Annotated in this window: 1 protein-coding gene; it reads right to left on the bottom strand. The window is 62.9% G+C overall.

The window, feature by feature from the left end; all coding sequences use genetic code 11:
• Window positions 1–807: 807 nt before the first annotated feature.
• The coding region (gene typA / locus K8W16_RS06885) for a translational GTPase TypA (RefSeq protein ID WP_304122387.1) at window positions 808–2,541 on the bottom strand (1,734 nt) is incomplete at its 5' end.

Here is a 2,541-nt window from a genome sequence, read left to right as displayed (position 1 = left end):
GACGCTGCCCCCCGTGTCGCCGGGCGCGGAAGGCTCGCCTTGCCGTGTCCCGGCTGCCTCAGTCAGTGTGAGCGTGCACTTCGTGCCCGCTCACGCAGGCCGACTCCGTCCCGGCTTCGCCGGGCCGTCGTGTCAAAGGAAGGGATTGCAGGATTTTTTTTGGCGCGTTGCTTCATTCCGCCTTTGTTTGCGGAGAAAGAACCTTTTCTCAACGCTCCGTGCAAGCGGCGCGTCCGTACAGTGTGTCCTGAGCATACGGGCCGTTGCCGAAAAACAATGTTGAAGGAAAGGATTGCAGGGAGAGAGGAGTCGCCCGGCGTATCTCTGCCCAAAACATCCGGTAATCCCTTCCGTTATCACCGTTGACGGGCGAAGCCCGGCAGCGGTCGGCCACGGCGGGCGGGCGCGGCAGCGCACACCCGCACTGACGGGGGGCAGGCTGCGACGTGAGGCGGGACTTCCGGCCCTTTGCGGCCTTTTGTCCGGAAATCGCCTTGCCCGGATTCCGGCCTGCGCGGCAGAAAGTTGCCCGGTTTTTCTGAGCCTCGCCCGGTAAGAAAGGATTCCGCAACGGAGGCGAGCCGGAGGAGAACCTTCTGCGCACATCCCGCGCGTGAGACTGCCTGTTATGGGGGTTCGGGGGAGATTATCTCCCCCGAGACTCTCCCGAGACTTTCCCGGAGGGGTACGGGGCGAAGCCCCGCGTGCCTTTCCTGCCTTTTCCTGCCTTTCCTGCGTTGTCGGGTCGTGCCGGTTGCTTTCAGGCAAAAAAAATCCCCGGGGGGGGAACCCGGGGAGGGGAGCGTGTCAGATACGCTTACGGCCGCCGCCCATGCGGTAGCGTTCAGCGGAGGAGAGGACGGCCTTTCTGAGGCGGAGGGAATGGGGGGTGACTTCCAGCATTTCGTCTTCGCGCATGAAGTTGAGGCACTGTTCGAGGGTCATAGGGCGCACGGGGGTGAGGATGATGTTTTCATCGTGGCCGGAGGCGCGGAGGTTGGTGAGTTTCTTTTCTTTGGTGGCGTTGACGTCGATATCGTTGTCGCGGCTGTGTTCGCCCACGATCATGCCTTCATAGACCGGGTCGCCGGGCACGACGAAGAGTCGGCCGCGGGGTTCGAGGTTGAAGAGGGCGTAGGCCACGGCGTTGCCCGCGCGGTCGGCGATGAGGGAGCCGGTCATACGGGTGAGGAAGTCGCCTCTGTAGGGTTCGTAGCCGCTGAAGTTGGAGTTCATGATACCGGTACCCTTGGTATCGGTGAGGAACTCGTCGCGGTAGCCGATGAGCCCGCGCGCGGGCACGGAGAAGGTGAGGCGGACGCGGCCGGTACCGTTGTTGACGCAGTTGGTCATGCGGCCTTTGCGGAAGTTGAGCTTTTCCGTGACGATGCCCATGTAGATTTCGTCGCAGTCTATGGCCACGTCTTCGATGGGTTCGTATTTTTCGCCGTCGATTTCCTTGAATATGACTTCGGGCCTGCCCACGGTGAGCTCAAAGCCTTCGCGGCGCATGGTTTCCACGATAATGGCCATTTGGAATTCGCCGCGTCCCTTGACGAGGAAGGCGTCGCGGTCTTCGGTGTCTTCCACGCGGATGGACACGTTGCGCAGGGCTTCCTTATCCAGCCTTTCGCGGATCTTTCTGGCCTGCACTATCTTGCCTTCGCGCCCGGCCAGGGGCGAGGTGTTGATGCCGAAGCGCATGGACACGGTGGGGTCGTCCACCTTGATGCGGGGCAGGGGGGAAGGATCGGCCGCGGTGCAGATGGTGTCGCCTATGGTGACTTCCTCAAGGCCTGCCATGACGACGATATCGCCCGGGGCCACTTCCTCCACGTCCACCATGTTCTTGCCCTGATAGACCTGGAAGCGCGTGGCGCGCAGGGCGCGGGGCCTGCCGTCTTCGCCGATGCACACGAGCGCGTCCTTGGTGTGGGCGTGCCCGTTGCGGATGCGGCCCACCGCGAGGCGGCCCAGATAGTCGGAATAGTCAAGGTCGGCCACCAGCATGTGGAAAGGCTGTTCCGGGTCGTAGGCGGGCGCGGGGATGTACTTCAAAATGGCGTCGAACAGCGGGGAAAGGTCCTTGCGCTCGTCGGTGAGGTTGTTCATGGCCACCGCGTCGCGGCCTATGGCGTAGAGCACGGGAAATTCCAGCTGGTTCTCGTTGGCGTCGAGGTCGATGAACAGGTCGTACACCTCGTTGAGCACTTCCTCGGGACGGGCGTCCTTGCGGTCGATCTTGTTCAGCACCACAATCACCGGCAGCTCCTGAGCCAGCGCCTTCTTCAGCACAAAGCGCGTCTGCGGAAGAGGGCCTTCCGAAGCGTCCACCAGAAGGATCACGCCGTCCACCATGGAAAGGGCGCGCTCCACTTCCCCGCCGAAGTCCGCGTGGCCGGGAGTGTCCAGAATGTTGATGCGCACGCCCTTCCACCCCACGGCGCAGTTCTTGGCCGAAATGGTGATGCCGCGCTCGCGTTCCAGTTCCATGCTGTCCATCAGGCGGTCGTCCACCACCTGGTCGGCGCGGAACATCCC

The sequence above is a fragment of the Mailhella massiliensis genome (assembly GCF_020741395.1).
GTDB lineage: Bacteria > Desulfobacterota > Desulfovibrionia > Desulfovibrionales > Desulfovibrionaceae > Mailhella > Mailhella massiliensis_A.
The sequence above is the reverse complement of the archived record's forward strand: the minus strand, read 5'-3'. Positions and strand labels throughout refer to the sequence as shown.